The sequence below is a fragment of the Kamptonema sp. PCC 6506 genome (assembly GCF_000180455.1).
GTDB lineage: Bacteria > Cyanobacteriota > Cyanobacteriia > Cyanobacteriales > Microcoleaceae > Kamptonema > Kamptonema formosum.
The window spans coordinates 19,540-40,869 of sequence record NZ_CACA01000141.1 but is presented as its reverse complement, the minus strand read 5'-3'; the positions used below and the strand labels follow the sequence as shown (position 1 = coordinate 40,869).

Genomic DNA, 21,330 nt, shown 5'->3' with positions numbered 1-21,330 from the left:
CTAGGGGCTAGGGGTTAGGGAAGAAGAGAAGAGGGAAGAGGATTTTCCCCTAATTATCCAGTTAACGGTTAACTGTTAACCGTTAACGGTTAACAGTTAACTCATCCCAGAAACAACCACAAAACCCAAAACTGCGACAAACACAATCAGGGCATAAAATTGAGCGCGACCGTTCTCAAAATACTTCAAAGCTTCGCCACTAATTAGCGTCACTAAACCAGTCAAATTGACTAGACCATCGACTACTTTAAAATCGACTTCCATGACTTGCCGAGCTAAACGGCGGCTGCCTTTAACAAATAGGGCATCATTGATATCATCCAAGTACCACTTATTGAGGGAGAACTCGTAAAGTGGCTTGATTTTTTGGGCGATCGCACTGGGATCGATCTTCCGGCTCAAATACATCAGAGAAGCCAAAGTAATGCCGATTAAAGCAATACCTACAGAACTTCCCCCCATAATCAAGAATTCCGTCAAATCGAACTCATGGGCTGTTTCTAGCACTTCTCCGGGAGCATGAACAAACTCCTCAAAGTAATTGGCAAACGGCGTACCCACAAAACCAATCAGCATTGAAGGTATTGCCAATACCATCAAAGGCCCCGCCATAGTTAGCGGTGACTCATGAGGAGAATGGCTGTGTCCGTGTTCGTCGTGAGAATGCTCGTCCTTGGTATGATCCAATTCCTTGACGTGCATGGCACCGGGGCCGAAAGCCATAGCAGGCATCATTGGTTGCAGAAGTTGCTGCTTAATTGCCTGATTATTGCCTCGGAATTCGCCCTCAAAGGTGCTGAAATACATCCGAAACATATAAAAAGCCGTCATGCCGGCCGTAATCCAACCCACAATCCAGAGAGCGGGATTAGCTTCAAAAGCCTTGCTGAGAATCTCATCTTTCGACCAGAAACCGGCAAAAGGCGGAATTCCACAGATGGCTAAATTGCCAATGAAGAAGCATCCAGCCGTAATTGGCATATACTTCCGCAATCCACCCATCATCCTCATATCTTGAGCGAGAACAGGGTTATGGCCGACCACTGCTTCCATGCCGTGAATCACTGAGCCAGAGCACAGGAACAGCATCGCCTTAAAATAAGCGTGGGTCATCAAGTGGAACAGGCCAGCGCTATAAGCGCCAACGCCCATCGCCATCACCATGTAGCCTAATTGGGAAATGGTAGAGTAGGCCAAGCCTTTTTTGATGTCGTTTTGGGTGATAGCGATCGTCGCACCCAGAAACGCCGTGAAGCAACCCGTGTAGGCGATGAGAGTCATCACCGAGGGTACAGCTTCAAATACTGGATACATCCGAGCAATGAGGAAAACGCCGGCTGCTACCATCGTTGCGGCGTGGATCAGAGCAGAGATCGGCGTTGGGCCTTCCATTGCATCTGGAAGCCAAACGTGCAGGGGGAATTGAGCCGACTTTGCGGCGGGGCCTAAAAATACGAGGATGCCGAAGATAGTAGCGAGAGCAACGCTCAAGGTACCGGATTCGATCAGACTGTGGAGGCGATCGCCCATTACCTCAAAATCAAAACTACCAGTTGCCCAGTAAAGTCCTAGTATGCCCAAAAGTAGACCGAAGTCACCGACGCGGTTAACCACAAAAGCTTTTTGGCAAGCATCCGCCGCTGCTTTGCGATCGTACCAAAAACCCACCAGCAGGTACGAACACATACCCACCAGTTCCCAAAAAATATAAATCTGAACTATGTTCGGGCTGACTACCAGACCCAACATCGACGAGCTAAATATGCTCAGGTAAGCGTAAAAGCGCACGTAACCGTCATCGTGAGCCATATAGCCGTCGGTGTAGATCATCACCAACAAGGCAACTGTCGTCACGATCGCCAGCATCACCGCCGTCAAATGGTCGATGGTGTAGCCCATAGTCAGTTTGAAGTCACCAGCCGCAGCCCACTCAATGACGCGGGTATAGGGCGCATGACCATTAATTTGACTCCAAAGCAATGCAAAAGAGAGCACCATCGCCACTCCCAACAGGGAGATGATAAACACAGCATTGATTTGTCTGAGTTTATTGGTGGCTCCATTAAAGGAAATCAGCCCTAAGCCGACTAGCATTGCGCCTGCCAGTGGCAGGACTGGAATCAGCCACGCATACTGATAAAGCTGTTCCATGACTGATACTTACTTTCTACTTTGTAATGAGGTTGCCGTAACTGTAAACAATTGTGACACACGACAGCCAGAGCTGAGCATAAATACTTCCTTAAACTGTGACCTATGCAACTAACAAGACGAAGGAAGAAGGAAGAAAGAAGAACGATTTTGTTATAGGAGTATCGAGTTATAGGGTGTGTCAGACCTAGATTCGAGCGAAAAGTGAGGAGTTCTGCTACTGACGCACTCTACTAATTGTGCCAGTTGCGTAAGTCCTGTAGCAATTACCAAGGCAATCAAGACAGATAAGTAACGCCGCCCTCGCTGGCAATGACATACCGCAAGCGAGGGCGGTGTTAAGAAAAAATAGAAACAGCGCGTTAGCCTTGACCTAACCTGCCGTCGGCCTAGCTTGTCATCGCGATCGCCTTAAACCTATGCCCCGCGAACCGCTGACTGTGGTTGCAGGATTTGACTTTGAGGACTGGGTTGATAACTCTGCATGAAAGCATCGAGAGTCCGCCGCAAATCCTCTCGCCCTTGGAATTGTTCAAAACGAAACAGCACTTTACCTCTGTCAAATAGGATCAGTGTGGGTAAAGTGCTGAGTTTATAAGTGCTTGCCAATTTCAAACTAGAGTCAGCATTAATTCCGACTAGCTTCACCTGGCCAGCCCAGTCAGCTTCAAATTGCTTCAGTAGGGGGTCAATCAGGCGACAAACTCCGCACCAGGGAGCCCAAAAATGGACTAGCACGGGAGTGTTTGATTCAAAAACTTCTTGTGTAAATGTCCGCTCGCTAACCGACAACAGCATGATCCCTCGTAATTTATTAACTTTTAATATTCTGGGATCATGCTACCAGGCTAAGCTACCTGTCGCACCAATTAATAAAGGATGAATTTTCCACAAAATTAAGGTGAAAATAGCTACCCCCAAGTAAGCAGGGCGCAAAAACTCCCAAATGTCAAGGGTTTGACGATTTTGAAGTATAGCCAAAAACGGAATTACTGAAGTGCGAGATGTTAAGGCTTCAAAAGATTCGCCATAACGGGCCCGCATCCGCCTGTCGCCATGCCACACTGCAAACAGATGGTGCAGCACTAACCCGATAGAGGTAAGGAGGGTGAAGCTAGTGCCAATCCAGAGCGTGTGGGCGATACACCAAATCACCTGACCCACCATTTGGGGATGTCTGGTAATACGAATAATGCCAGTTTCATAGAGGTGGACTTGGGGCTTTTGGATCGCTGCAATTTCTAGTAGGTTGAAAGTAGCGGGGTAAAGGAATAAGAACGAAATCGCCGAAAGCGTCCAAACTAAAGGTTTAACTGCGGGTACACCTTGTAACTGCCAGAGTTGCAAACCGTCGTAGCGATGGTTGAAGAAGTAAATAATCAGCACTGTCGCTAGAGGGATGCTAACTAAGGCAAATAAAACCCGGTAGAGTCTGGGGCCGATGAGTTTTTCTCCTTTGGGGCGCAAAGCAGCTAAGCCACTGTGGGCGATCGCAAAACCCAGTAACAGCCCCAGCATTATCAAATGGCTGGGAGTTAGCCAGTCGTGTGTCATTGTTGTCACTATTAAAGAAACTTATTGATTCTTGGCTCTCGTTGTGTCAGAAAGTATCTAAAAGAGCGGTTGTGGGGAATGGGGTATGCAGTATGGCGGTTGGATCGTCAGAATGCTCTGAAATTTCCAGTGTACGGGTATTCGCTACCCGTAGGCTGACCCAACAGACGTTCTGCTCAATTCCCCATCGACAGTTTCCCATTTCTCCGGCCAAATCCTCGCACGTTTCAGGTTAAGCAATATGTCTGACCTTCCTTTCACTTTAGATCAGTTACGAATTCTCAAAGCGATCGCCTCTGAAGGAAGCTTCAAGCGGGCCGCTGACAGTCTCTATGTGTCCCAGCCAGCAGTCAGTTTGCAGGTGCAGAACTTAGAGCGACAATTAGATGTCCCTCTATTTGACAGAGGTGGGCGACGAGCCCAACTTACGGAAGCGGGTCATCTCTTGCTCAGTTATGGCGAGAAAGTTTTATCGCTTTGTCAGGAAACTTGCCGAGCTATTGAGGATCTGCAAAATCTCCAAGGCGGTACTCTGATCGTGGGTGCATCTCAAACTACTGGGACTTATCTCCTCCCCCACATGATCGGGATGTTTCGCGAACAGTATCCGAATGTTGCGGTGCAATTGATCGTTCATTCCACTCGCCGCACTGCTTGGAGTGTCGCTAATGGGCAAATTGACCTCGCGATTGTTGGTGGTGAAATTCCTTCGGAACTCCAAGATTCTTTACAAATCATTCCTTACGCTGAAGATGAGCTAGCTCTGATTCTGCCCATCTCTCATCCTCTAGCAAAAACTGAAGCGATACCAAAAGAAGACCTTTATAAATTGCAGTTTATTTCCCTAGATTCTCAATCCACAATTCGCAAAGTTATTGACCAAGTGCTGACTCGTAGTGGCATTGATACTCGCCGTTTAAAAATTGAAATGGAACTCAATTCAATTGAAGCGATTAAAAATGCTGTCCAGTCAGGTTTGGGTGCTGCATTTGTTTCCGTTTCAGCTATTGAAAAGGAGTTGCAGATGAAGGTGCTTCATAAAAGCCAAGTGGAGCAAGTTGTAATTACTCGAATTTTGTCTTTGATTTACAATCCTAACCGCTACCGCTCGAAAGCGGCAGAGGCTTTCAGTAATGAAATTTTGCCCCAGTTTGCTTCTGAAGGCTTTACTAAGGAGAGAAAGGAACTTCCGCTCAAGGGATTAGATATAGAGATAATGGCTCCCAATTCGTCTGGAAGTTAATCTAGTCTCAAGTTGCTAATGGTTAATCGTTAGTGGTTAGTGGTTAGTGGGTGATGGCTAATTACTAATTGCTAATAACAAATCAGCAAAATCCGGGTTTGGCGGCACAGAATACCTTCTGTCTGGTGTGTTTAGCGAAGTCAGCAAGCAAGGTATGTTTCCCGATCGCATGGCTAAGTTACTGTCTTGGAACCCAAGACAGCGTTTTGGTTGATTGGAAAAAGGCTTTAGGGAAGACAATATCGTAAAAATAGGCAAGTAGAAATTTATCGACCCGGTGCAGAAGTAGAAGTTTTGGATAATCCTACTCAAGTATCTGGTGAGCCGATGCTTCCTGGTTTTGTATTAAACTTAGGAGCGATTTGGTAGAAGTTGAGCAAGCCAATTCGGTGATGCAAAATCTCCGATCAAAAGTGCAATCAAGCATTATCCGCTAAAGCTTTACAGTCTAAATGTGACAACTAAAGGCAGGAATTAGCACGATCGCCCCTCTTTTCTTATTTTGGGGAGAGTAAAATAAGGAAGGAGTCAGGAAAAATTGCACTTCCCTCTTTTCCCCGTCGGCCCGATCGTTCCCATCTTTGCCCTCCCCCTCATCCTTCCCATCTCTCCCCTACGATAGATCCTCGCGATCTCGATCACACTCCCTCTCTACAGTTAGTCACGTCAGAGCAACCAAACCATCACCTGCTGATTCCAAAAACGTCACAGAACCTACGGCATTGCTATCACTGTGCGATCGGTTGAAATACTTAATACTAATCTCATCCAGGCAGTGAAAAAAGCAGAGGTTACTATGATTATGATTCGCGAAGTCGTTGAACAAGCTCTGAGTACGGGTTATCTAACAGTTGAAGCCGAAAATCTGCTTCGGCAAATGCTAACTACTACTAAATACGATATCGAAGACCTCAATGCTTTTATGAGTTTGCAACTAGCGGCGATGGCTGGCCGCGTTAGACAAGAGTCCCGCGAGGTCAGAGATGCGAGAAATTCCAGCTCATCCTAAGTTCTAGCATTCGGCAGAGATGCCGCTAATTCCAGCTCATCCTAAGTTCTAGCATTTGGCAGAGGGCAACTATGCTGAAGGTACAAGACAATAAAAAGCAATGGTTTCAGCAATTAGTAGCGTCCTAAACGCCAAGATGGTTGTTATAAATCCATACTGGTTGTCTCCTTTTTCCCTCGCTCTTTTTCTCTCCTGCGGGTGGGGAAATGGCGGCGGCCCTCAGATGCCTCGTGTATTGCTAAAGAACCTGCTGTCAAAGCCTTGACTGGAGATCGATCTAGTTGCGATCGCAGTCACTGAGGCTCTAACGGCTAGTCACAGGCTACCTCTCAAAGTATCACAGGCAGGCTAAAGGAGCGTCACTGAGAGTTTCGGGATAAAACCAGATACTTGTTTTAGAAGCAAGAGACAAGAGAAGTAAGGAGCATTTCTATGATGGTGATTCGTGAAGTTGTCCAACAAGCTCTCAGTACGGGATATCTGACGCTGGAAGCTGAAAAGCAAATGCAGCAGATATTTACGACTGCGCGGTACGATTTGGAGGATTTGAATGCTTTTATGAGTTTACAGTTGGCAGCGATGGCGGGTCGCGTGAAGCAGGAGTCTCTGGAATTGACTAGCGTGCGGTAGTTGACCCCGAAGGTTGAATTTTTCGGGGCGCGATCGCACTCTTGCCTGTTTGTTTTCCCTACGCCTTTCCTTGTCTGGTAATTACTCTAGGGATCGTACTCCAACTCAGCGATCGCATTAATACCCAGTCCATCTCCCCTTGTCGCTTGACCGATTTTGTACAATGTTACCGAATATCCCAAAAGTATCGAGATCCCACAACCAAATTTCACCGATCGGCTTCCGAAACTCTTCTATCTAAACTTCACAGTGTAAATGCTCAGCTACGTTAAGATCGTCGTGGCAGTGATTCACTTCAACAAGTACATGAGAAAGAGATGGGATATGGCTGAGTAGATTTTTATAAAATTCTGGTGTTTGAGGATGATGTGTAACTAGCGAAATTGTTGCAGCTAAATGATTTTGACCAATATGCCAAATGTGTAAGTCAGTGACACGATTATCAGCATCTTCTTCAATAGCAGTAACAATATCTAACTTAACTCGCTTATCGATCGCTCCATCCACCAAAATTAAACCAGTGTCACGAATCAAACCATAAGACCATTTCGCAATTACTCCTGCACCGACTAACCCCATTACTGCGTCCATCCAAACCCAACCCAAAAGCTTGCCAGAAAATAAGGCAACAATTGCAAAAACAGAAGTTAGTGCATCTGCCAAAACATGAAGGTAAGCAGCACGAAGATTGTGATCGCGATGATCGCGTTCATCAAGATCGTGGCGATCGTGATGATGATCTTGATGATGGTCTTGATGATGACGATCGTGATGATGATCGTGATGATCGTGATGGTCTTGTAATAACCAAGCACTCGCTAGATTGACTGTTAATCCGATAATGGCAACACCGATTGCCTCATTAAACTGAATTGCTTGAGGTTGAAAAAGTCTTGCTCCTGACTCAAGTGCCATAATCAAAGCAATTACTGCAAGTGCAATAGCACTTGCAAAGCCTCCAAGGACGCTGACCTTACCTGTTCCAAATGTATATTTAGGGTCAGTCGCATGACTCCGAGCATACTGGTATGCAAAGACTGCAATCCCAAATGCTGCAACATGGGTTGCCATGTGCCAACCATCAGCCAGCAAAGCCATTGAACCAAAGATCGTTCCCGCAACAATCTCAGCAACCATCGTAACTGCTGTGAGCAACATTACTATCTTGGTATTTTTCTCTGCCCGATCTTGGTTAACAGAAAAGTCGTGAGAATGTTGCCATTGTTCAAGATTATGGATGTGCATAAATTTTTGAAAAAATTGGGCTTGATAAAACTGGATCTAGCTTACCAAATATTGACTACCGCTCTGGTCGAACTCTTCTAAAAATTATTATTAATAATAGCACAAGCGTGGTATAATTTTATTTCCCCTTATGCACATCTTGTCTTCGATCTGGGGTGAGGCGATCGCTGAGGTTGACAACAAGCCTGCCATCATCTCCAGCAAGTAAGTAGAAGGAAGAAGGATTTAGTTATCTAGGAGAGAAGGAAGAATGTTTATACAGTCAGCTTTTTAGCCATACCGATCTTATGTTTAATTAGGTGGATTTACTTACAAAAATAGAACCCATCCAAGCGTAGGCTAACGCGATCGCCACCCCAATCCAAGAGAGCGATCGTTGAAATTATTTTTCGCTGTGCGTAGGTACTGCTCCAATCTCCCTTCTATACTTCGTAATCTCTTAATCAGGCAATGCAAACCCTGTTCTAGGATCGCTGATATACAAACCGAGAACTAACGATTCTATCACTGTATCCCAGACAGGAATCATCCGCTCCGCATCATCAACCCAATAGTCAAAAGTAATTAAACACTGAACGCCAGAACCTAGCCCAATACAGATTCGAGAATAAGCTTCCCGATGCTCTTGAGGATCGATAAATTTAATTTGAGTCCAAATAATCCGAGCAGTTTGACGCTTAATTTGGATAATTTCTCCTTGCTCGATCGGATTCCGCTCATCATCTTTAATCACCTTCTTGAATAGGGGAAGCAAGGGAAACTCAGGCCAGTTAGCAGGGGGCAATAAATTAAAAGAAGCCTCTAATCGAGCATCATCATTGGGGGGCTTTCGATCTAGAAACCGGAATGACTTCTCATCTGGCTCAAAATACCAATCTTCTGGAACATCGAATCGCAATGCCCCTCGCCCCGCCACAAAAATCCGAGTTCCTGGCTGTGATTTCCAGTTGTGATCTTCTTTGAGCTCAAGTGTTTCTTTCAGCCAATTGTATTTCTTGCGCTTAGACATGGCCGCTCTATTATTGACTTCTCTCTTATTGTGCCTTAGATTGGTTTAAGTGGATGTGTTTTTTTTCTCGAACTACTTAATCAACTTTCATCGGCCCCAAATACTTTGTTAAATAAGGCGAAAACACTTCATAAATTAGCGTCAGTGGCTTACCATAATGCCAAAATAAATAATGTCTGCCCCAAAACGGGCCCGACTCTCCAAAAGCCGACTCCAAAGCCGCCGAATCACCATAATAAATCCCTTGCACATCCCGATATAATTCCGTCCGCAACCGCGCCAAACTTGCCCAAATTGGCAGCGATTTATTTTGCAAATATTCATCAACATGACTCGCTTCCCACCAAGAAGTCGCATAAGCTAAACGCTGTCCCGAAGCCGTCCGCAGCCACACTTGCCTACGCAGACGCGGCCCTGGAACTGCTTCAATTTGCACAGGCGCACCATCCGTATCGGTACCAACTAGCGACATATCAATCACATCCACTTCCGTTGGTTCCCCAGTCATAAGTTGCAGGTGGCGCGTAGGGGAACCGTCGCCGAGCAGCAATATCTGCCATGTCGGTGCTAACTGGGTATGTGGCAAACCCTTCTGCACAATGTCCTCACCGCCTTGCCATGAGGTATTGAGAGCATACCAGGGTGCAGGTACAATAAGGCTGTTTGTAGGTTGGAATATAGCAGTCAAGGGTTGTTACAAAACTTAACACCACCTCTATGATATCGCTATTTGGCGATTGAAGGAATTACAGAAGATAAATTACATCCCTCTTTGTCCCTCTGGGAAAATTAAAATCTGTTTATTGATGTGAAGTTACTGTAACACCAGCGCATTTCAGCCTGGAATTGCCGATGGATTCTCTCAATACTGTAAGGAATAACAGAATCAATCGGGGAGAGGATTTACAAAATATTCTCTGCCGAGAGTAATAAATGAGGGATCAAAATTGAGGGTTGTCAGCAGTTGCCAAAATACCTAGATTGACCGAGAAATAAAAGTTAATTCAAGGGTGGGCAGTAGATTTAAAATAGATGTTAATATATAAAAATCAAGTCAGGCGAACCCGATAACTATCGAACTAAATGACCAGTATCACTTACTGCAAAGCACTTCCTACGCCGATAGATGAGTTGAACGCGATCGGTAAAACTCAGCTAGAAATGTTTTTTAGCGCTTACACACCAATATTTCACAAAGCAGTATGTGAAACTGTCAACTTGATGATGTCAGGAGAAGAGTTTAACAAGTCAGACTGGAACACACACCTCCAAAAAACTTACGGTATTAGTAAACGTCATGCCAATGGTGTAATCTCCAAGGCGAAGGGTGCTGTTGATAGCGCCAAGGAGTGCCGGATTTCGCATATAAAAACATTAGAAGGTCAAGCTAAGTCTTGCGAGAAATGGCTGAAAAAAGCTGAGAAAAAGCTGAAAAACGGGAGGAAGTTTTACGCTAAAAAGAACTGGCAAAACAGTAAAACTGGTTGTGTGTTTCCCTTGTCTAGTTCCCTAAAGTATAGACAAACTAACTGGCAAAACTTACGCTTTCAAATCCACAAGAAAAAACGCAAGCTGACCCGGTATCGGCAAATATTATCCGTCTTAAAGTCAATACCTGTAAGGGTTCATGTCCCCAATAATCAAGCCTTTATCGTTGGTTCTCAGGATGAATCTTACGGTAATCAGGTGTGTCAATGGGATGGTGATAATTTAAGATTTAGAGTGCCAGCTTGTTTAGAATCCAAATTTGGTAAATATGTAGAGGCTAAAATTGGCGATTTCCCTCGCAACATTAACCGATTACCAGCTACAGGTGCTAAAACTTGGCACTTCTACCACAAAGATGATAAATGGTGTGTTGCTGTTAGTTTCACCCCATCAGAAGTTAAGCAAGTATCGCGTTCTGTAGATTATGGTTGTATTGGTATCGACATAAATCCTGGCTCAATTGGTTGGGCTTATATTGATACTGAAGGTAATCTAAAATCACACGGTAAAATTCCATTTCAGAGTGGATTACCCAACGGTAAACAACAAGCAATAATTGTTAAAGTTTGTCTGGAATTGGCGGCATTGGCTACTAAATACCAATGCCCAATAGTCGGTGAAGAATTAGATTTTTCAACTAAGAAAGAGCAACTTAGAGAACGTGGCAAGAAATATGCTCGGATGCTATCAGGTTGGGCTTATTCTGAGTTTTTTAAGTTGTTAAATTCGATTATTTCTAATAGGGGTATTGAATTAATAACGGTCAATCCTGCTTATTCTAGTATTATTGGTTTAGTCAAATATTTAAGGATGTATGGCTTGGCTAGTGATGAAGCGGCGGCTACCGTGATTGCCCGTAGGGGAATGAGATTGTCGGAAAAAATACCAGGCTCCTTAACCGCCTTTGTTGAGGTGAACTCAAGAAAGCACGTTTGGAGCCTGTGGAATCAACTGAATAAAAAAATCAAGCTTTCTGGCGTATTGACTAATAGACATAGTTACTATGCTATCTCTAACTGGGATTTCCTGGTCAACCTCGACATTGAGGAAGCGTAAGCGCTAGGAAAGATTGCTTAAGAAACTTACACCGGTGAGTCTTGCTAGGTTTACCTAGCTTTTTAAAAGCGGCAAACAGTTTCAGGAACATTGCTCCTACAGCTCAAACGTCTATAATTGGCAAGCTTAAATAGTCAGGACAAGAGTATGGCACTAGGTTATAAAGATTTGCTTCGACAAGTTGATTCTCTATCGGAAAGTTTTCCGACTTTAGGTAGCCGTTTATCTCAGGCTGCTAAAGAACTGCAAAGTTCTGGCATTCCACCCTCCGATAGCTTGGTAGAAGAACTTACCGCCTACGGTAAGAACTTTGCGATCGCCCGCAATCAAGCCCTGGAACTGGGAAAATCCTTGGGATCGCCCAGTAATCCCGTTTCCCTCCAAGATATCCGAGATGTAGTACAGGCAGTGGCAACGGCACAAAGCAATGCCGAAACCCGCCAAAAAGCTTTAGATATACTAGATCGCGTTTTAGCAATCGTTCACCGAGAACAGAACAATTTTCCGCCTTTGGAACCAGTACGGGATAAAGCTAGCGAACTTTACCGTACTATCAACAATCCAAAAGCCACTCAACTACATCCAGACGCGATCGCCTTAGTTGAAGAAAAACACCCATTCTCAGCTTTGCTAACTCTAGTCGAACAGGGAGAAAATTTAGATGATAGTCGGTGGGTAAGCCTTGAGGAGATAGTAAGTGCGTCCTTTGGCAAACAGTTAGTTGTAGCCATATCTAGAGGTAAATTAACACTCACCGCGATCGCAGCCACTCCTAATTTACCCGTTGCTTCTCAGTCAGTTGAACCAGAACGCTCCCTTAGCTTACCTCTGACTCTACCGCAAGTTACAGCCGAAGCCTTGCCAGAAGTAATCATCATCCCTTCAACTGTAGCAGTCGCGAACAAACCCATTACTGTTGACCCAGACATCACAATTTTGGAATCCCCCGCCTCTGGTACTCCCATACATGAAGTGATCGTCGTTCCCAGCGTTAACGTAAATCAACCCCTCCAGAATGTGCAGGGACAGCACATCGTATTTGGACAAACCCCCAGTAGTGAAGGATCGCAACCTCCCGCCACCGTTGGATTAAAAGTACTCGCTCACATTCAATCCGTAGGCGATCGCACTTTTGCGGCTCAAGAATATGCTGGCAGTCGCGGTAAAGGTCTGCGCTTAGAAGGATTTCAGATTAATATAGATCCGGCAATTCCTGGCTTGAGTATCCAGTATATGGCTCACGTCGAAGGCGTTGGCGATACACCTTGGGTTAATGAAGGAGAATTAGCCGGTTTCCGAGGTAAATCTAAGCGCATTGAAGGATTTGCGATCAGACTCGCTGGGCCACAAGCGGGTAACTATGAAGTCTTTTACACCGCCCACATTCAAAATATTGGTGATACAGAAGTCACCTCTAATGGTAAATATTGCGGTACTCGCGGCAAATCTCTGCGGATTGAAGGGATTAAAGTTTGGGTGGAACCCTCTAAGACTGCTGTAGCTGTAAAACCTCAACCTCCCGCCACCGTTGGACTGAAAGTGCTCGCTCACATTCAATCCGTAGGCGATCGCACTTTTAAAGCTCAAGAAGATGCTGGCAGTCGTGGTAAAGGTCTGCGCTTAGAAGGGTTTCAGATTAATATAGATCCAGCAATTCCTGGCTTGAGTATCCAGTACATGGCTCACGTTGAAGGAGTTGGCGATACAGCTTGGATCAATGAAGGAGATTTAGCCGGTTTCCGAGGTAAATCTAAGCGCATTGAAGGATTTGCGATCCGTTTAGCTGGGCCGGAAGCTTCTAAATACGATGTATTTTACACTGCTCACATTCAAAATATCGGCGATACTCCTCCCGTTGCTAATGGTCAATATTGTGGAACTCGTGGTAAATCTCTCCGAGTTGAATCAATGAAAGTGTGGGTACTAGCTAAAAATTAAGAGTTACAGCGGTTTTCAAATGTATAGGTACTCTGAAGAAATCTAAGCCCCCGCCCCTTCCCTATCAGGGAAGAGGAGTAAGAAGGGGAGTAAGCCTCTCTCCTTTTAGGAGAGAGGTTTCGAGAGAGGTCAAAACTGTATCTCACAGAGTTGAAAACCGCTAGCTCCCTAAACTCGTTATCAATATCAAATTCTTAGTTAGCCTGCTTTTGCCATTACAGACGAGTTTTGGATTAATGGTCTTGCTGATAAGTACAGTAAAATACCATTACAAGAGTATTAAGAAACTGTCAAAAAAGCTAGTGTACTATGTAATGTGAGTGTGACACTCTAACAACTTACACTACCGATCTTGTGTAATTGAGCGACTGCATCTAAGCTGTAGTAACCTCCGCATATCAATTTTAATTGGGTAGTTAACTATGAAATTTCCAAAGTTTGCGTCGGTATGTAGCACATTACTTTTAGGAGTAACTGCAACGCTTTTCGCGACCAACAGTGCGATCGCAGCAGAAAAAATCGTACTCAAGTACGGCCCTATTGCTCAGTCAGTCAACATCAGCGATCTAGAAAATTTTGTCAAAACGGGCGCAAAAACTCCCACCTTGGCTACCATATTGCGAATCTCCAAACAAGATGCTGATACAGTGCGGGGATTGATGTCTCTCGAAATTGGAGTCAACATCGTCACTTTAGACCGCGTACTCAACAGCAAAGTTGGGGAAAATGCACTGATCGAAATTGGCAAGAGTCTTCGGACTCGTTCCCGTTACGAAAGTCATAAAGCCTTAAGAGGTGCTGTGATTCTTTCGGCGGCGGACAATAACAAGTTATCTTTACTTGAAGTGCTGCAAAAATATCCCACTTCTGAGATCGATGTGGAAGTTGGAAATATTGGCAATACTGTGGAAAAACTCAAGGGTTTATCAGGAAATCTGCAAAACTTGCTCAACTCTAAGTAATTTGCCATTAGTCAGAGAGGGAACCCTGAGCATCTGGCTTGACATTTTGCCCAGAAACCTCTATGGACTCAATGTACTGGCTATCCATCAAAAATGTTCCCTTAGAAAAGCGAACTCCCCAATAATTCCCTGGACGGCGATCTGCGATCGTTCCCTCTTCACCAAGGCGAATTACGTGGGGAGGTCGTAGCATCGGCATAGGTTCAGCAGTTTTGACGTAGGGAGGTAAGACTGCAACTCTGACTTTCTCGCCAATAGTAAATTGTTTTTCCATTATTCTATTTGTTTTCTATCTCTAGTATCGATTTAAGATAAGCTGGCAAAGCCAGTTTTTTTATTGATTAGGACTTACGCTCATGGCTCCAGAAACCGGGTTTTTGAGAGCATCTGTGGGTCACGCAGGAGGCAGAAGGCAGGAGGTAGAAGGCAGGAGGCAGGAGGTAGAAGGTAGAACGAAGTATTTTCGTAAAAAAACCCGGTTTCTTTGGTTGGGTGCCAAAGTCCTGATTGATTTTATTTTATAGCAACGGTTAAGACGATTAGGACATTCTGAGTTGCTAAAACCCTAACTTTTCTTATATCTTCGACCTCTTCCCTTCTTTCCCTAGTCCCTAGTCCCTAGCCCCTAGCCCCTTCTTTCCCTAGTCCCTATCTTCCCTTTATGTAACACTGAAAGTATAGATAAAAACACGGGCAATAAAGACTGTAGGGGGTAAAGATCGTGGCTACAAGCCGTCGTGTTGAGCGCGTGAGTTCGCTGATTAAACGTGAAGTCAGCTTGCTGTTGCTCAACGGTATCAAAGATGACCGCGTAGGTGCGGGGATTGTCAGTGTTACTGACGTGGATGTTTCTGGCGACCTTCAGCACGCCAAAATCTTTGTCAGTATCTACGGTACTGATGAAGCCAAAGCAGAGACGATGGCCGGCTTGAAATCGGCTACTGGCTATGTGCGTAGCGAGTTGGGTCATCGGGTGGGTCTGCGGCGCACGCCAGAGGTGGTGTTTTTAGAAGACCATTCTCTAGAACGGGGCGATAAGATGCTGTTGTTGCTCAATAAGCTCTCGCAAGAGCGGAAACCTGACATTCTTGATGAGGAAGAGTCTGCGCCCGATGATGACATTGACGCAGAGGAAATCGATTAGTTTTTTGTTTGCGGGCAAGCGTGATAATTGGTAAAGGCTAATGGTTAGTGGGTTATTGCCTAAATAGCCATTAGCTATTCCTATTTTTTTGCTGTCCATGATTGAAAATCTATCTTTAGCAGAACTCGTAGCTCAAATGGTGGTGGTACGAGCCTCTGGCTACCTTTTTGACCACCAAATTCGATATCCTGAGTGGGAGCCGCCGGCTAGTAAACTTCGCTATTGGCTGGAAAACCTCGGTGTTGGTGGGGTGATTTTGGTGGGGGGAAGTGCGGCGGAGTTGGCTGTGCGATCGCAATTACTCCAATCTTGGGCAAAAATCCCTCTGCTGTTGGCGGCTGATATTGAAGAAGGTGTGGGCCAAAGGTTTGCAGGTGCTACTTGGTTCCCGCCGCCGATGGCGATTGGCGCTGTTGCTCAGAAAGATGGCAATCAGGCTGAGCGCTATGCTGAAGAAATGGGAGCGATTACGGCAACTGAAGCGATCGCGATCGGTTTGAATTGGGTACTAGCGCCGGTGGTGGATGTGAATAATAATCCTGATAATCCAGTGATTAATGTCCGCGCTTTTGCTGAAACTCCTGATTTGGTAAGCCGTCTGGCAACTGCTTTTATTCATGGGGCCCAGAAATATCCAGTTTTAACTACAGCTAAGCATTTTCCTGGTCATGGGGATACGGCGGTTGATTCTCATTTAGAATTGCCGACGCTACCTCATTCTGCTACGAGATTGGCTGAGGTTGAATTGCCTCCTTTTATTGAGGCTATTGCTGCTGGGGTGGATGCGGTGATGAGTGCTCACCTAATTATTTCGGTTTGGGATGCAGAATGGCCTGCAACTCTATCGCCCAAAATTTTGACGGGTAAGTTGCGCCAAGAGTTAGGCTTTGAGGGGTTGATTGTGACGGATGCTTTGGTGATGGGTGCGATCGCGAATCAATACGGTTCTGAGGAAGCGGCGATTTTAGCAGTCGCAGCGGGTGCTGATATTTTGTTGATGCCGCAAGACCCAGAGGCTACTATTAAAGCAGTGTGTGATGCTGTCGCTCAGGGCCGGATTGAGCGATCGCGCATTGAAGATTCTGTACAACGGATTTGGCAAGCGAAGGCTAAAGTCGGCTTGTCGATCGAGTATACCGGAGAGCGAGTAGCTAAATTCTCCCCATCTTCCCCATCCTCCCCATCCTCCCCATCCTCCCCATCTTCCCCATCTTCCCCATCTTCCCCATCTTCCCCATCCTCCCCATCTCCCCTCTCTCTTCTTCCTTCTTCCTTAACCGTAGCAGCCAATATTTTGCGAGATTCTCTAAAAGTTGGTGTTTCTGTGCCTTTGCGGGTAGAAGCGCCCAAAAATGGGGAGAATTTACGCAATTTAGTGATTGTGGATGATGTTTTGGGTTGTGAGTTTTTGGGACATCATACTCCTGCGATCGCAGTCCCCAAACAGCGAGGTTACAAACTGCAAATAATTGACGATCGCACCGAAAGACACAAGGAAGAGCAATTCATAATTTCTAAGAATACTCCGCCTCACTCTCCAGAAGGGGAATTTGTGCCTACATTGCTACAAGTCTTCATTCGCGGTAACTGTTTTCGAGGTAGTGCAGGTTTAACCCAAGCAGCAGGAGACTTGTTTAAAAGTTTGTTAAACACAGGCGAACTCCAAGCAGTCGTTATTTACGGTAGCCCCTATATCCTTGAGCAATTTTTGCCAGCGTTACCGCCTTCAATCCCTTACGTTTTTTCTTACGGGCAAATGCCAGTAGCCCAAGAGATCGCTCTTCAAGCACTGTTTGGTAGTTAGGGGCTAGGGGCTAGGGGCTAGGGGCTAGGGAAAGAAGGGAAAAGGGGGAAAAGAGGGACTACGATGCTCCCCCGCCCCCCCAGGGCTGTTTCATTCTCGGTAGGGGCGGTGCCGATTGGCTGCCCGCCCAGAGGTCTGAAACCCTAATTTGATGGTTGGTGAGGGGGGGTAGGCACGGGGGCACTACCCCTACAAAATCGCGGTTTTTCCGAGAATGAAACCGCCCTGCCACCTCCCCTCCGATTAATTAAAAATTAAAAATTAAAAATTAAATCTTACAGTTTTTAATTATGAAATATTAAGCAAACACAATAGTGACCGCTCATAGTTTTATGAGATTTCTGCAACAAGAATAAGAAATTTGTATCAGACGATACGGACAAAATTTGTGTTCACTCCACTCGATATGCACTATAGTATTACAAGTGCGGTAAATTTCTTAGGCAACCCCACGAGGGCTTATGATTCACACTACAATCCAATACTCCTTAGATGTCATCCAAGATGAAGCACGTCAACTGGTGCACGAGGGTGTCGTCAGCCGTCAACAGCCCATTTATACACTCTGCCAATACATTCCAGCTCGTGAATGGTCTTGCGTAGAGGGCGAATTAGAAAAATGCGACTTTTTACTCAGAGACCGAATTGGCGACCTGATCGGTGCTGAAAACTGGGATAATGACTAAAGCTCTACTCCACTCTAAATAGTCTTCAGAGACTCTCAGCGGAGTGTGGTAGACGCTAACATTGACTTGCAGCGTTCAGTCAGCTAAGTCGAAACAAGACACGAAGTTGCCTGATGCCAAAACACGCCGTGCTAATCTTGATTAGCGCAGCATTTAGCTAATTGTGGAGCAAAACAAGAAAAAATTAAGGTTGGCTCAACCTGAAGTTGCCCCGATTAACTAGAATCTGCTGCCTGCTTTAATAGCAGGAAGCAAATACTTGGTTGATTGCAGTCAAATACGGATAAGTTCTATTGAGCAACCCTAAGACTGTTAAACAATCAAGGGTAAACATTCTTTAGCCCTGAGATTGGTTATCGGCGCGAAGATTTTCCAACTCAGCTCTGAGGGCGGCTACTTGTGCAGTTAATTCTTGAATTTCTGGCCGTGGATCGGAGTCGGGTGCAGGTTCAGTAGGAGTGCTGACGGGAGAATCAGAAGTGACTCCAGTCTGAGCGCTATCCTGGGTGTTTTGTTGAGCCAAAATAGTATCAACAAAATTGCGGGCTTCCCTTTCCGTCATTTCTCCTTGTTGGGCCCACTCCTCGGTGAGTTGGCTGAAATTTTCTGATTTGAGTTTGCTGAGATTCTCATCTCGTTTTTGGGAGTCTTGCAAAGTTTCAATCACAAAGGAAGTTGCGCCCAATGTCACGCGGAATCCTTTTTGCAGCATTTGAGTTAGATGATCGGAATTCATTATCAATATTAATTTTCGCTGGAGAACAGATCCGGTTTGGATGGGGAGGAAAGCATGGCAGGGAAAAGCCACTTTTTACCTGACAACTGAATATATCAGAACAGGGTGCTGTCTGGCGATCGCGTCAGGCGTTCCGTAGCAGCACCCCCATAATAGCCAATGTAGATTTTACCAAAACAGGTATTGTTCTGTTTCGTTTCCCGTTTAAGATTGCCGTTCTCCTTTAAAAATTGGTCAAACGGGTGTAAATCTGAGTGAGGGCGATCGCTAGTTCTATTTAGGTAAGCGATCGCTTTGATTATCGCGTTGATTATCGCGTTGATTGTCGTGTTGATTGTCGCGATCGCCCATTTAGATTATTGTTGAGATTACACAATTAGACTTCTGGGGATTCATTGAACAGATGACAAACGACCCAGCACAAATTCAAGCCATATTTAACCGCATTGCCCCAGTTTACGACCAGTTAAACGATTGGCTCAGCTTAGGGCAGCACCGCATCTGGAAGCAAATGACCGTAAACTGGAGCGATGCTCACCCTGGCGATACTTGCCTAGACTTGTGCTGCGGTAGCGGTGACTTAGCTCTACTTTTAGCAAAGCAGGTCGGTGCTGCGGGTCATGTCTTTGCTCTTGATTTTTCAGCCGAATTATTGGCTCAAGCCAGCCGCCGAGCTCCACCCATCCTTTCCCCTTCGAGCCCCATCACCTGGGTAGAAGGAAACGCCTTAAATTTACCTTTTGCCGACAACCACTTCGACTGCGCCACAATGGGTTATGGCCTCCGCAACGTCACAGATATCCCCCGGAGTTTGCAAGAATTGTACCGCGTCCTTAAACCAGGTGCCAAAGCCGCGATCCTCGACCTCCACCGCCCTAGCAGTCCCCTCATGCGGAGCTTTCAACAGTGGTATTTAGAAACCCTTGTAGTACCAGCGGCGAACCAATTCGGCATGACCCAAGAATATGCTTACATCAATTCCAGCTTAGAAAAATTCCCGACAGGAGTAGAGCAAATAGCTTTATCTCGCCAAACCGGATTTGCTAGCGCCACACACTACCCCATTGCCGGGGCTATGATGGGAGTATTGGTAATTACAAAGTAATTGTAGAGTAGGCATTGCCCACCTTACATTAAATTATTTATAGCAGTTTGCAATTGATAGGTACTGCTTTTAATTATCAATTACCACTTTGTTAACTGTTAGCAATTAGCAATTAGCAATTAACAATTAGCACTTAAACTGTTCTCATGCAAGTGAAAACTGCTTAATCTGCGTTTGTTATTTTAAATTTTAATGGTGATGAACTTGTCTGACCTTTGGCTTCTTATCGCTCCTCCTGTCGTGGGCGGAATTATCGGTTATTTCACTAATGATATAGCCATCAAAATGTTATTTCGTCCCTATCGTCCTATCTACATTAACGGTCGGCAGATGCCCTTTACTCCGGGCTTGATTCCCCGTAACCAAGAGCGTTTAGCTAAGCGAATTGCTGACACGATCATGGGTTCATTGCTAACACCAACAGAATTGGAAAACTTGGCACGTCGCCTGCTACAAACTGAGCGAATGCAAGTAGGAATTCTCTGGTTACTGCAACTGGCAATGGATCAAGTAAAAGCAGATACAGAACTGAAAACTGCTAAAATTCTGGCGAATATTCTCCGGGATTTACTAGGAGAATCGCTACCCAAAATTCTGAATATTTTATCACAACGCGAAGATTTTTTAGAAGTCCAACTCAATCAAATTTTTGACCAAGTTTTACTAGAATTACAGTTAACTGAAGCTCAATCTGCTCAATTGGCAGAGTGGTTATTGCAGGCAGTATTACCCCCAGACGTGCTGCGGCAAGTATTGATTGATTTCCTCACTGACCGCAACATTTCAATTATTGATGAAGGCTTTCGAGAAAAGACTAGCGGCACTTATTGGGTAGTAGCTAATTTATTCGGTTTGCGTAATACTTTAACTCGGCTACGGACTTTTTGTTTAGATGAAAAAGAAGTAACAAATCAAAGATTGGCTGAATTAATTGTTTCTCTCGGATTGCGAGGCAGAATTCAGGAATGGCTGCAAAATCTGTCAATGCAAAATTTACCAGTGGCGACAGTGCGGCAGTTGCGAAAAACGATGCGAGATAGCGTTCGCAGTTACCTACAAGAAAAAGGAGTTGATTTAATTCAAGGATTGAGCAAATCTATAGACTGGGAAAATATGTCAGCCTTAATTCTCGACAGATTACAAAATTCATCAGTGATGAATGCTTCTCTAGAAATAGTCAGCAAAGAATTGGCTTTAGTTTTAGAGCGCTATCTAGAGCGAGATTTAGAGAAAATTGTAGCTCAAGCTATCCCAATTTTAAATATCGATCAGGTAATTATTGACCGAGTTAAGAACACCTCTCCTGAAGAACTTGAACTGGCGATTCAAGGAATTGTTAAAAGTGAGTTACAAGGAATTGTGAATTTAGGGGGAATTTTGGGTGTAATAATTGGTTTTTTACAGAGTTTGGCACTGTTAATTCAACGGTAAATTATGGAAAATATAGCAACCGCTTTCAGCGATTAGGGGCTAGGGGCTAGGGAAAGAAGGGAAAGAAGGGGAAGATTAAATACTTGTCATTGTTCGCTGTGCTCCGCAATCGCAGAGACTAGGCGATTGCGGAGCACAG

General features: G+C 45.0%; 19 protein-coding genes. 11 read left to right on the top strand and 8 right to left on the bottom strand.

Going from position 1 to position 21,330, the window contains the following annotated elements; all coding sequences use genetic code 11:
• Nucleotides 1-96: 96 nt before the first annotated feature.
• The 3 genes from OSCI_RS08270 to OSCI_RS08260 all read right to left on the bottom strand — a co-directional run bounded on the left by OSCI_RS08270 (nucleotide 97) and on the right by OSCI_RS08260 (nucleotide 3,705).
• A complete protein-coding gene (locus OSCI_RS08270) occupies nucleotides 97-2,151 on the bottom strand; it encodes an NAD(P)H-quinone oxidoreductase subunit 5 (protein ID WP_007354461.1) in 2,055 nt (684 codons plus the stop codon).
• A 417-nt stretch (nucleotides 2,152-2,568) separates the two neighbouring features.
• Nucleotides 2,569-2,949: a thioredoxin family protein gene (locus OSCI_RS08265; RefSeq protein ID WP_007354460.1), complete on the bottom strand. Its 381-nt coding sequence runs from the start codon at nucleotides 2,947-2,949 to the stop codon at nucleotides 2,569-2,571.
• A gap of 42 nt (nucleotides 2,950-2,991) precedes the next feature.
• Complete coding sequence (locus OSCI_RS08260; RefSeq protein WP_007354459.1) at nucleotides 2,992-3,705, bottom strand: NnrU family protein; 714 nt, start codon at nucleotides 3,703-3,705, stop codon at nucleotides 2,992-2,994.
• Nucleotides 3,706-3,946: 241 nt separating this feature from the next.
• On the opposite strand from OSCI_RS08260, the gene OSCI_RS08255 reads away from it, so the two are divergent.
• From OSCI_RS08255 to OSCI_RS08245, 3 genes are all read left to right on the top strand, one after another.
• Nucleotides 3,947-4,948: a LysR family transcriptional regulator gene (locus OSCI_RS08255; RefSeq protein WP_007354458.1), complete on the top strand. Its 1,002-nt coding sequence runs from the start codon at nucleotides 3,947-3,949 to the stop codon at nucleotides 4,946-4,948.
• Nucleotides 4,949-5,744: 796 nt separating this feature from the next.
• Complete coding sequence (locus tag OSCI_RS08250) at nucleotides 5,745-5,957, top strand: hypothetical protein (protein WP_007354457.1); 213 nt, start codon at nucleotides 5,745-5,747, stop codon at nucleotides 5,955-5,957.
• A 432-nt stretch (nucleotides 5,958-6,389) separates the two neighbouring features.
• Complete coding sequence (locus tag OSCI_RS08245) at nucleotides 6,390-6,587, top strand: hypothetical protein (protein ID WP_007354456.1); 198 nt, start codon at nucleotides 6,390-6,392, stop codon at nucleotides 6,585-6,587.
• 237 nt (nucleotides 6,588-6,824) lie between these two features.
• Here OSCI_RS08245 and dmeF read toward each other — a convergent pair whose 3' ends face one another.
• The 3 genes from dmeF to OSCI_RS08230 all read right to left on the bottom strand — a co-directional run bounded on the left by dmeF (nucleotide 6,825) and on the right by OSCI_RS08230 (nucleotide 9,529).
• The gene (gene dmeF / locus OSCI_RS08240) at nucleotides 6,825-7,832 is read right to left on the bottom strand and encodes a CDF family Co(II)/Ni(II) efflux transporter DmeF (RefSeq protein ID WP_007354454.1); all 1,008 of its coding nucleotides are present in this window, start codon (nucleotides 7,830-7,832) and stop codon (nucleotides 6,825-6,827) included.
• Nucleotides 7,833-8,271: 439 nt separating this feature from the next.
• On the bottom strand, nucleotides 8,272-8,841 hold the full coding sequence (locus OSCI_RS08235; RefSeq protein WP_007354453.1) for a hypothetical protein: 570 nt from the start codon (nucleotides 8,839-8,841) through the stop codon (nucleotides 8,272-8,274).
• A 76-nt stretch (nucleotides 8,842-8,917) separates the two neighbouring features.
• The gene (locus OSCI_RS08230) at nucleotides 8,918-9,529 is read right to left on the bottom strand and encodes a chorismate lyase (RefSeq protein ID WP_007354452.1); all 612 of its coding nucleotides are present in this window, start codon (nucleotides 9,527-9,529) and stop codon (nucleotides 8,918-8,920) included.
• A 395-nt stretch (nucleotides 9,530-9,924) separates the two neighbouring features.
• On the opposite strand from OSCI_RS08230, the gene OSCI_RS08225 reads away from it, so the two are divergent.
• The 3 genes from OSCI_RS08225 (at nucleotide 9,925) to OSCI_RS08215 (ending at nucleotide 14,285) form a co-directional block, all read left to right on the top strand.
• Entirely contained in the window at nucleotides 9,925-11,385 is a 1,461-nt protein-coding gene (locus tag OSCI_RS08225) for an IS200/IS605 family element transposase accessory protein TnpB (RefSeq protein WP_007354451.1), read from the top strand.
• Nucleotides 11,386-11,532: 147 nt separating this feature from the next.
• Nucleotides 11,533-13,323, top strand: coding sequence for a hypothetical protein (locus tag OSCI_RS08220; RefSeq protein ID WP_007354450.1), 1,791 nt, complete (start codon nucleotides 11,533-11,535; stop codon nucleotides 13,321-13,323).
• Between the two features lie 422 nt (nucleotides 13,324-13,745).
• Nucleotides 13,746-14,285 (top strand): alpha/beta hydrolase, encoded by a 540-nt coding sequence (locus OSCI_RS08215; RefSeq protein WP_007354449.1) that lies wholly within the window; start codon nucleotides 13,746-13,748, stop codon nucleotides 14,283-14,285.
• A gap of 7 nt (nucleotides 14,286-14,292) precedes the next feature.
• Here the strand turns inward: OSCI_RS08215 and sipA are convergent, their stop codons facing one another.
• Nucleotides 14,293-14,559 carry a regulatory protein SipA gene (gene sipA / locus OSCI_RS08210; protein ID WP_007354448.1) on the bottom strand — a complete coding sequence of 89 codons (267 nt, stop codon included), beginning with the start codon at nucleotides 14,557-14,559 and terminating at the stop codon, nucleotides 14,293-14,295.
• Nucleotides 14,560-15,006: 447 nt separating this feature from the next.
• Here sipA and rbfA point away from each other — a divergent pair, with 447 nt between their 5' ends.
• From rbfA to OSCI_RS08195, 3 genes are all read left to right on the top strand, one after another.
• The gene (rbfA, locus tag OSCI_RS08205) at nucleotides 15,007-15,429 is read left to right on the top strand and encodes a 30S ribosome-binding factor RbfA (protein WP_007354447.1); all 423 of its coding nucleotides are present in this window, start codon (nucleotides 15,007-15,009) and stop codon (nucleotides 15,427-15,429) included.
• A 97-nt stretch (nucleotides 15,430-15,526) separates the two neighbouring features.
• A complete protein-coding gene (locus OSCI_RS08200; protein ID WP_007354446.1) occupies nucleotides 15,527-17,233 on the top strand; it encodes a glycoside hydrolase family 3 protein in 1,707 nt (568 codons plus the stop codon).
• 461 nt (nucleotides 17,234-17,694) lie between these two features.
• The gene (locus OSCI_RS08195) at nucleotides 17,695-17,919 is read left to right on the top strand and encodes a DUF4327 family protein (protein ID WP_007354445.1); all 225 of its coding nucleotides are present in this window, start codon (nucleotides 17,695-17,697) and stop codon (nucleotides 17,917-17,919) included.
• A 337-nt stretch (nucleotides 17,920-18,256) separates the two neighbouring features.
• On the opposite strand, the gene OSCI_RS08190 is transcribed toward OSCI_RS08195, so the two are convergent.
• Nucleotides 18,257-18,655, bottom strand: a complete 399-nt coding sequence (locus tag OSCI_RS08190; protein WP_026103838.1) for a hypothetical protein — start codon at nucleotides 18,653-18,655, stop codon at nucleotides 18,257-18,259.
• 403 nt (nucleotides 18,656-19,058) lie between these two features.
• Between OSCI_RS08190 and ubiE the strand changes: the two genes are divergently transcribed.
• Both ubiE and OSCI_RS08180 read left to right on the top strand, forming a co-directional pair.
• The gene (ubiE, locus tag OSCI_RS08185; RefSeq protein ID WP_007354443.1) at nucleotides 19,059-19,760 is read left to right on the top strand and encodes a bifunctional demethylmenaquinone methyltransferase/2-methoxy-6-polyprenyl-1,4-benzoquinol methylase UbiE; all 702 of its coding nucleotides are present in this window, start codon (nucleotides 19,059-19,061) and stop codon (nucleotides 19,758-19,760) included.
• 192 nt (nucleotides 19,761-19,952) lie between these two features.
• Complete coding sequence (locus tag OSCI_RS08180) at nucleotides 19,953-21,191, top strand: DUF445 domain-containing protein (protein WP_007354442.1); 1,239 nt, start codon at nucleotides 19,953-19,955, stop codon at nucleotides 21,189-21,191.
• Nucleotides 21,192-21,330 lie beyond the last annotated feature (139 nt).